General features: G+C 23.0%; 7 protein-coding genes. 2 read left to right on the top strand and 5 right to left on the bottom strand.

Going from position 1 to position 6,648, the window contains the following annotated elements; genetic code table 11:
• The 5 genes from RBR25_RS14210 to tnpA form a co-directional block, all read right to left on the bottom strand.
• On the bottom strand, window positions 1-538 hold a 538-nt coding region (locus tag RBR25_RS14210; RefSeq protein WP_432820214.1), incomplete at its 3' end, for an IMP dehydrogenase.
• Window positions 539-649: 111 nt separating this feature from the next.
• Window positions 650-1,192 carry a hypothetical protein gene (locus RBR25_RS14205; protein ID WP_432820213.1) on the bottom strand — a complete coding sequence of 181 codons (543 nt, stop codon included), beginning with the start codon at window positions 1,190-1,192 and terminating at the stop codon, window positions 650-652.
• A gap of 157 nt (window positions 1,193-1,349) precedes the next feature.
• Window positions 1,350-2,885 carry a hypothetical protein gene (locus tag RBR25_RS14200; RefSeq protein ID WP_432820212.1) on the bottom strand — a complete coding sequence of 512 codons (1,536 nt, stop codon included), beginning with the start codon at window positions 2,883-2,885 and terminating at the stop codon, window positions 1,350-1,352.
• A gap of 49 nt (window positions 2,886-2,934) precedes the next feature.
• Window positions 2,935-3,381 carry a hypothetical protein gene (locus RBR25_RS14195; protein ID WP_432820211.1) on the bottom strand — a complete coding sequence of 149 codons (447 nt, stop codon included), beginning with the start codon at window positions 3,379-3,381 and terminating at the stop codon, window positions 2,935-2,937.
• Window positions 3,382-3,440: 59 nt separating this feature from the next.
• A complete protein-coding gene (tnpA, locus tag RBR25_RS14190) occupies window positions 3,441-3,854 on the bottom strand; it encodes an IS200/IS605 family transposase (RefSeq protein ID WP_432820210.1) in 414 nt (137 codons plus the stop codon).
• Between the two features lie 104 nt (window positions 3,855-3,958).
• Between tnpA and tnpB the strand changes: the two genes are divergently transcribed.
• Together tnpB and RBR25_RS14180 are read left to right on the top strand one after the other, a co-directional pair.
• Window positions 3,959-5,140, top strand: coding sequence for an IS200/IS605 family element RNA-guided endonuclease TnpB (gene tnpB / locus RBR25_RS14185; protein ID WP_432820209.1), 1,182 nt, complete (start codon window positions 3,959-3,961; stop codon window positions 5,138-5,140).
• Window positions 5,141-5,371: 231 nt separating this feature from the next.
• Window positions 5,372-6,631: a hypothetical protein gene (locus RBR25_RS14180; protein WP_432820208.1), complete on the top strand. Its 1,260-nt coding sequence runs from the start codon at window positions 5,372-5,374 to the stop codon at window positions 6,629-6,631.
• Window positions 6,632-6,648: the final 17 nt, after the last annotated feature.

Below are 6,648 nucleotides of genomic sequence, written 5' to 3'. Positions count from 1 at the left end.
CTTTTGCATCTGGTGTAAAACAACCCGGTCCCACACCCACTTTTATAGAGTCAGCTCCCCATTTATCTAAGTCAACAGTTGCTTCAATACTTGATACATTACCAGCAATAATAAAAATATCATCACCGAAGTTTTCTTTAATAAATTTAATCATTCTTTTCATTTTTTTAGAATGACCATGTGCGATATCTATTGTAACATAATCAGGTATTATATTTTCATTCTTTAATTCAGTTAAAAGATTATAACTATCTTCATTTACACCTATCGAAATAGATGATACTAAATTTAATTCTTTCATTTTTTTAATAAATGATTTAGAATCAAAATTAAATCTATGCATAACATAAAAATAACCTTCTTCTGCTAATTTAATTGCTAATTCTTCATTTATAACAGATTCCATATTAGCTGGCATAACAGGATTTTTAAATGTATATTTACCAAATTTTATACTTGTATCACATTCTGATCTACTATCTACAATACTATAACGAGGAACTAAATTAATATCATCAAAGTCAAATTTTAAATTCATATTCATATTCATATATTTTTATTTAATATATAAATTTTAAATTTAAAAGTTTAAAAATAAAAAAATGACTAACAATTTGATTAGTCATTTTTTAAATAAAAATAATTTAAATTACTTTTTTGAACGCCATTTTTCACTATAATGTTGATCGTAAATTTTACCTATTAATTTATAATTAATGTATGATATATAACCTAAAAATTCATCATCTACTATCATTATATAATAACTATCATAATCTCCACTAGAATTTTCCCATGTTTTTGTTGGACGAACATCAATTAATCTACCATCATTTAATATTAATTGATATGTTTGTCCAATTTGATAATAATTTTTTGTCGGTAATTCTCTAACATCTTTTATTTCACCATTTTCAATATCATCCATAATTTCTTTAAATTCAGTAGTATTCTCTAATACTTTAATTTTTTGATCAATTAATTTTTTAGTTATGTCATCTGGCCAAAAATCTGCAAATGGTATTGGTGAAGTATCATTTGGATCTATTTGAGATAATCTAGATTGGCGATCTTCTTCTGATTTTAATCGTCTTTTTTGGTATTCTTCTTCTCTTTTTCTTTTTTTACCAAATCCAAACCATTCATTTACTTGTGGGTTTGTATAATCATTAAAATTTTTAATGTTTTTCATAATTATTTGTTTTTTTTGATTTTTATCATATTTTAAATTTATATATTAAATAAAAAAATCACTTTTCTAAAAATTTTAGTATAAACTTAAAAAGTTTTTAACAAAAAAAGGATACTGTTTAGTATCCTTTTATATTACATATTTAAAATTTAAGAAATTAAATATTTGTTATTAATGTACCATTTGAATCATACTCAACTAAAGTTTCAGTAATAGTATAATCTAAATTAATAACACCTTTTATATCTTGACCTGATGGATTTTTACCGTAAAATACTACAGTTCCATCGTCATTTGTCGTCATTGTTTTTATTGTATAACCAGATGCAATAGATGTAGCAGATATAGACGACTTAGAATTTGTATTTATTAAATATATATTATCTGGTCTATAAATAATGAATCCATCAAAGAATTTATTCATTTTAGTTTGTAATTCAACAGGAGCATATACATAATCATTAACACTATCATCAATATCTAAATATGTGTTTGTATATGTTAAATCATCTTTTGATATTGATAACAATATTTTACTAGATTTATTGAAAAAATAAATATTATTATTATGTGTATATTCATATATCAATTCTCTATCTAATGACATTGGATCACTCATATCATTATAAATAGATTTATCATATTGAATAAATATAGAATCGTTAACTGAATCGTGTATAAATTTATAATAATCATATTCACTATTACAATTATCTTCAATTATAATATATAAATTATCATTTAAAACAAAAATAAAATGAATAGGTAATAAAGTACCTACAGTATCATTCCATATAATAGTTTGATCTAATTTTGAATATGTACCATTTTTTGTAATATAGTTATATTGATTTATATCACTTTTATAAATAATATGATCATCAAACATATGAAAATCCATAAAATTATCATCATATATATAACTGTCATATACAATACTAATATTAGGTACGTCACTATTTAAATCAACCTCTATAATTTTATTATAATTATTTAAGAAATAAAATTTTGTACTATCGGTATTCTTATAAAATGGATCATTAAATGATTTTGTAATCTTATCATTATATAAATTAATATTATGACCAACATCATAAAATTTACCATCATTTAAATCATATAGTATATTACTATAATCTATAACTGTATAACTAGTATCTATAACAAAATCAACAGTATCATAATAAACTAACCACATATCATCATTAACAAATGTTGTATCTACAACGTTAATATAATTTGTAGTCGAATCAATATGTGCACTATCATATACAGTTATATACTCATGTGTTAATACTTCATAACTAACATCAATATAATTACCATAAAATAATAAATAATTTTTATTAATTGGGAAAAAATCATCAATACCTGTAATTTTAATAGATCCTTCATCTGATAATCTAAGTGTATCAATATTACCATTAATATCTTCAATTAATACATAATTATCAGTTGTTTCACTTGATTTTGTAGTAGATTTAAATGGTATACTATGTACAATATTAGAATTATACATTGATTTAAGTGAACTAATATCACTAGTATATCTACCAATAACTAAACCACTTTGATAATTTGGTTTATCTGGATTAGTTGGAACAATATCAAAAATATCATCTTTTTCACATGATATAAATATTACTGATATTAGTAATGTTAAAAATAAATAAAATAATTTTTTCATATTCATATAGTTTTAATTTTTAGGATTTATAAAATTAATTGCACAAAAATAATAATTAATTTTTAATTATACAAATATTTTCAAATAAATTATTTAAAATATAATTAATATCATCTGTATATTTAATTCTTATTAATTTAATATTATTTTTTTCACAATATACATTTTTTATTTTATCTTTAATCTTTTGATTTTCTAATGATTTTTTACCACCAAATATAGATATTGGCTTAAAATGTTGAATACCATCATATTCAATACAAATATTATAATCTGGTAAATAGAAGTCAAATGGGATTGGTTTAGTATTTTTACAGTTTTTAAATCTTTTTTGATAATCATATTTTATATTAATGCCATCTAATAATTTTTTAATTAATTTTTCGCCTTTTGATGTTTTACAAATAGGACAACCACTCCCGTTTAAATGATGTAAAGGTTGCTGTTCAAATATACCATGAAAAGGACATATAATTTTTATATGACCAGTCAAAGAAAACACAGAAGTCTTTACCCTTTAGGGTTCAGTAGCTTCTGTGATGAATTTGACAAAAAATAATCCTAACCTTGTGTAAGGATATATTGTTTAATGGTGTTTGGATTTGCTTCACCAATTGAACAAACAAAATAACCATCTGACCAAAAAGTTTTTTCAACCCAAAATTGAGTGTGTAAATAATTTCTATGTTGGGAACGACATATGTGGTAAGTAGATTCTTGTTTTAACTTTCTAACAATTGAAGTGATAGACAAACGAGGAATATAACGAATTAAAAAATGGATATGGTCTATATCACTTTCAAATACTTCTATTTCAAAATCTGATTTTGAAGTGATATTTAGTAATAATTGTTTCATATCATCTTTTAACTGACCAACAAGTAATTTCTTTCTGTATTTACACACAAAGATTAAATGACATTCTAAGTAATGTTTTGAACGATTTGTTGAACGATAATGAGATTTTTTAGACATAACTTTTTAATTTTTTTGTGAATACTTTTCACAAACCATAAAGTATTTACATAAAAAATTAAAAAATGTAAAAAATGACTTTTAAAGTTTAATATATACATTATATGAAAACAATATTTAAGTCATTTAAGTTTAGAATATATCCAAATAAAGAACAAGAAATCTTGTTGGCTAAACATTTTGGTGCTTGTAGATTTGTTTTCAATCATTATCTAAACAAAAGAAAAGAAAGTTATCTTGAAGATAAGAAATCGCTTAATTACTATGATAACGCTAATGATTTAACTCAATTTAAAAAAGATGAAAACTATAATTGGTTAAAAGAAATTAATAGTCAATCATTACAATCATCTTTAAGAAATCTTGATAGTTCATATATGAGATTTTTTAGAAAACAAAGTAAGTTTCCAAGATTTAAGTCAAAATATGATAGACAATCTTTTAAGATACCACAATCAGTATCAGTTGAAAAAAATCAATTATTAATACCAAAGTTCAAAGGTGGTATTAGAATTAATTTACATAGAGAAATAGAAGGAAATATTCAATTTGCTACTATTTCCAAATCAACAACTGGAAATTATTATGTTTCTTTAACTTGTGAAGTTCAACACCAACCTTATGAAAAAACCAATTCAATGGTGGGTATTGATACAGGTACTAAAGATTTAGCTATATTAAGTGATGGAACTACATATGAAAATATTAAAACATTAAAAAATAATTTAAAGAAATTAAAATATAATCAAAGGCAACTATCAAAGAAAGTTAAAGGTAGTTCATCAAGAAATAAACAAAGAAAAAACCTTGCTGTGATACATGAAAAAATAACTAATGTTAGAAAAGATTATTTACATAAAGTTTCAACTGAAATTGTCAAAAACCACGACATCATATCAGTTGAAGATTTAGCCGTAAAGAATATCATGAAAAATCATAAGTTAGCACAAGCAATGTCTGATGTTAGTTTAGGTTCATTCTATTCTATGTTGGAATATAAGTGTGAGTGGAATGATAAACAATTTGTTAAAATTGATAGATTTTTCCCATCATCTAAAATGTGTTCTAATTGTGGTTGGATAAATCAAGATTTAACTCTAAAAGATAGAGAATGGACTTGTCCATCATGTGGTGAAAAACATGATAGAGATTTTAATGCAAGTAAAAACATTTTAAAACAAGGTTTAAAAATAATATTGTCTGGTTCAGGGATTGAGTCGGACATTAAACAAAAACAGGTGGAGGCGTTGTCGTTAGATGAGTCTATGAAACCTGAAACACATTAGTCTTTAGCTAATGTGTAGTTCATTTGATCTTATTATAAATTCAATGGTATTTAATCTTTTTGTACTCATATCATTATATATAATATTTAAATTGTCAAAAAACGACTTTTTTTTATTAATATATAAATATAGATTTTATGAATCTAAAAAATAAAAAACGTGCAACATATAAAGATGTTGTAAGTTTTTAAAAAACAATTAATTATAAAAATGAAAAATTGGAAATTTGATTTGTTTAATTTCAAACAAGGATTAACACTTGATCAACTTGAAATTTCATCAATTGTTGAAAAACATTTACACAGATTTGATACAATGTCTGAAAAACAACTAACTGAATCATTAAAAAATAGTTTAAAAGATTATAGTTATGATACAGATGTTAAGAAATTACTTGAAAGTTTTGATGAAGAGTTAGAAAGTATGCCACTACTATACGAATTAAAAGATTTGTATAAAAAAGTAGAGGGTAAGAATTATGGAATGTTATATAGAGAACCATTAAATAAAATCTTAGATATTATATCTAAAGATGATGATTCAACTAGAATGGAACATATTTTGAATGAACTAGCTCTTTATGACTGGGTACCTGAGATTAAAATATTTATGAATAAACTGACTACTGATCCAGTAGAAAGAAAAAATATGAATTCTAATGGTGGTAAACAAAGTAAAATATTTACTGTGGTTGACGAGATTGAAGAAGGTCATGTTGCATTTATAGGTGACAGGTGGTTTATGTTAACAGAAAAAGAAATTAAACAGTGTGTTTTAAGAGATGTTGTTAAGGATGAAAATAAATTAAAAGTATTAGAAAATTTAGAAAAAGCTATGAGACTTTCTAATTTTGAAAAAGAGACTATTAATTTTAGAATTGATGAGAATTTATCAATTGGTTTAAGTATGAATAAAAAATTATATTTAAATGGTGAAGAAGCTGACAAAGAATCTACACTAGAAGATTTATTTAATTCACCAATAGTACCATTCTTAAAAAAGAATTATTATCATGTAATTGAGTCTGTTTCTAAAAATATTGATAAAATTGTTGATTTAGATGTTGCTTGTAAAATAACTAATTTAACAAAACCTATGACTGAAACATTTGCATTTAATTATAAAGATAAAATGTATGTTTATAATGTTGATAAAAGAACTGGATCATTTTTATTTGAATATGATTCTGCTAATCAACTTATTCAAGATGTACAGAGAGAAATGGGATATGATCTAACTGACTTCTTTGAAAATAAACTTTCAAAAGAATTAAGACATTTCAAAAAACTTGAAGATAGAGAAAAACAAATTGAAATGAAGATTAAAGAAGTTAATGAATCTATTGACGAACTTAAAGAAAATGAAGATATTCTTAAAGAATCTACAGAATTAAAAGCAGCATTTAATAATCTTTTAATTTACAAACATAATTTAACAAAAGATTTAAATCAAATTAAAGATCAAAAAGCACAAGAAAGAAAGAAACTTTAATAATTTAAAGTTAATTA

The sequence above is a fragment of the Trichloromonas sp. genome, from assembly GCF_034006665.1.
In the GTDB taxonomy this organism is placed as follows: domain Bacteria; phylum Desulfobacterota; class Desulfuromonadia; order Desulfuromonadales; family Trichloromonadaceae; genus Trichloromonas.
The sequence above is the reverse complement of the archived record's forward strand: the minus strand, read 5'-3'. Positions and strand labels throughout refer to the sequence as shown.

Bases quoted from the DNA above. Each gene is read 5' to 3' on its own strand.
- RBR25_RS14205 (WP_432820213.1), bottom strand. From the start codon at position 1,192: ATGAAAAACATTAAAAATTTTAATGATTATACAAACCCACAAGTAAAT.
- RBR25_RS14200 (WP_432820212.1), bottom strand. From the start codon at position 2,885: ATGAATATGAAAAAATTATTTTATTTATTTTTAACATTACTAATATCA.
- tnpA (WP_432820210.1), bottom strand. From the start codon at position 3,854: ATGTCTAAAAAATCTCATTATCGTTCAACAAATCGTTCAAAACATTAC.
- tnpB (WP_432820209.1), top strand. From the start codon at position 3,959: ATGAAAACAATATTTAAGTCATTTAAGTTTAGAATATATCCAAATAAA.